The 2,233-nt window shown below is 64.6% G+C and carries 2 protein-coding genes; both read right to left on the bottom strand.

Going from position 1 to position 2,233, the window contains the following annotated elements; translation table 11 throughout:
* The coding region (locus FLM9_RS02645) for a chloride channel protein (protein ID WP_074457129.1) at positions 1-1,257 on the bottom strand (1,257 nt) is incomplete at its 3' end.
* A 20-nt stretch (positions 1,258-1,277) separates the two neighbouring features.
* Positions 1,278-2,233: aconitase family protein (locus FLM9_RS02640; protein ID WP_257242972.1), on the bottom strand; the 956-nt coding region annotated here is incomplete at its 5' end.

Here is a 2,233-nt window from a genome sequence, read left to right as displayed (position 1 = left end):
CACAATCTGCTTGGTGAGGGCAAAGGTGATAAACGTGGCGGCAATGGGCACTTGACACGTGCCCGCCACAAAGCTGGCCATCCCTGCAAACACGAGGCTGCTGGGGGCGTAGCCAGTGGTGGTTTGCAGCAGCGCGGAACTCACCAGGCCCACGGCGCCCCCCAGGATCAACATGGGGGCAAAGAGGCCCCCCGGCGCACCGGATGCCGCCGCCAGCCCCGTGGTGAAAAACATGGCCACAAAAATCGCCAGGTTGACGCCCAGATCTGCGGTGCCGTCCCGCAGGTCCAAGGCCACCAGCTTTTTCAAGGCGGCGCCATCGGCAAACTCCGCGGGCAGGGGTGCAAAGATCAGGCCCAACAGCAGGCCGCACAGGGCCATGCGCAGCACGGGCCGCGGGCCGAACACCCGACCACACACACCCTGCATGGCAATCACGTAGCGGTTGTACAACTCACTCAGCCCGGCAATCACTAGGCCCAGGAGAACCAGGTAGAAAATATCCACAGGACGAAAGGTGAAGTCCACCAGGTCGAATGTTTTGCTCACCTCCAGGCTCATGGCGGCGCTGAAGCCCTGCTCCTGGCCAAAGCCGATCCAGCTGAGCACATCCCCCCAGGTGTCGGCCATGAAGGTGGTGAACAACACCAACATGAGCACCACGGGCCTGGCGTTATGGAGCAACTCCTCAATGGCGTAGATGAAGCCGCCGAGGGGGGCGTTAAACACCGCCGCAATGCCTGCTCCCCCGCCCGCAGCCACAATCAGGCGCAGGAATGAGCGTGGCGCCCTCAGGTTGGCGGCCATCTGACAGGCCACGGAGGCACCCATTTGCACCGCAGGACCCTCCGGCCCCAGGGGGAAGCCGCCGCCAATGGCCAGGACGCCCCCCAGCAGCTTCACCACCGCCACCCGGATGCTCATGGGCACCCGCTGCCCCTGGAGGAATTTCATCACCTGGGTAATGCCCGAGCCGTGGGCGGCGGGCGACAGGTGCTTGAGGAGCAGTCCCGCCAGCAGCCCCCCCAGGCCTGCGATGACGGGCAACACCAGCCAAGGGGTGGCGGGACCCAGCACAGGCTCCAACTGCTCCACCAGCCCCAGCCGCCAGCTCACCATCCTGGTCATGCCGTTTTTCAGGAGCACCGCGGTCCAGGCCGCCCCCAGGCCGGTGAGCAGCACCGTGGCCGCCACCGCCAGGGAGCGCTGCTGCAGCAGATTGCGAACTGTGCTGGCTTTTAGCGGTGTACCGAACATGGTGCTGCTGTGCCGCCTATTCAGATCTTCGCCACCGCCAGGGTCGCGTCTTCAGCATGGTTGCTGTTGTCCCCTTGCCCATGGGCAAAGCCGGGAATCTGATCAAAGCTCAGATAGCGGTAAAGCTCCGCTGCCAGGGGCTGGATTCTGGTGCTCACAATCCGGTGGTATTCCGCCACGGTGGGGATGCGGCCCAGCACGGCGCAGGCGGCCGCCAGTTCGGCGCTGCCCAGGTAGACCTGGGCCCCGTTACCCAGGCGGTTGTTGAAATTCCGGGTGCTGGTGGACACCACCGTGGTGTTGTCCTCAACCCGCGCCTGATTGCCCATGCAGAGGGAACAACCCGGCATCTCCATGCGACAGCCCGCCGCGGCCATGGTGGCGTAGTGTCCCTCCTGTTTGAGCGTCTCCTCGTCCATGCGGGTGGGGGGGCAGACCCAGAAGCGAGCCTTCACCTTGCCCACACCTTCCAACACCTTGGCCGCGGCGCGGTAGTGGCCGATGTTGGTCATGCAGGAGCCGATGAACACCTCCTGCACCGGATCACCGGCCACCGCGGAGAGGGGCTTGATGTTGTCCGGATCGTTGGGGCAAGCCAGGAGAGGCTCCGTGACGGTGTTCAGGTCGATGTCCAAGGTTTCCCGGTAGACCGCACCGGCGTCGGCCCTGAGTAGCCGAGGGGTGGAGAGCCAGTCCTCCATGGCGGCGATGCGGCGCGCAATGGTGCGCTCATCCTGGTAGCCCCGGGCGACCATGTTGTTCAACAGGGCCACGTTGCTGCGCAGGTACTCCGTCACTGTGGCGATGGACAGGGCAATGGTGCAGCCGGCACAGGAGCGCTCCGCGGTGGCGTCGGTGAGTTCAAAGGCCTGCTCCAGCTTCAAGTCCGGCAAACCTTCGATTTCCATGATGCGGCCGTTGAAGACGTTTGTCTTGTTGGTCTTGGCTACGGTGAGCAAGCCCCGCTGGATGGCCG

This window comes from Candidatus Synechococcus spongiarum, from assembly GCF_900047545.1.
GTDB lineage: Bacteria > Cyanobacteriota > Cyanobacteriia > PCC-6307 > Cyanobiaceae > Synechococcus_B > Synechococcus_B spongiarum_C.
Note: the sequence above shows the minus strand (reverse complement) of the source record. Positions and strands in the feature narration are given on the sequence as shown.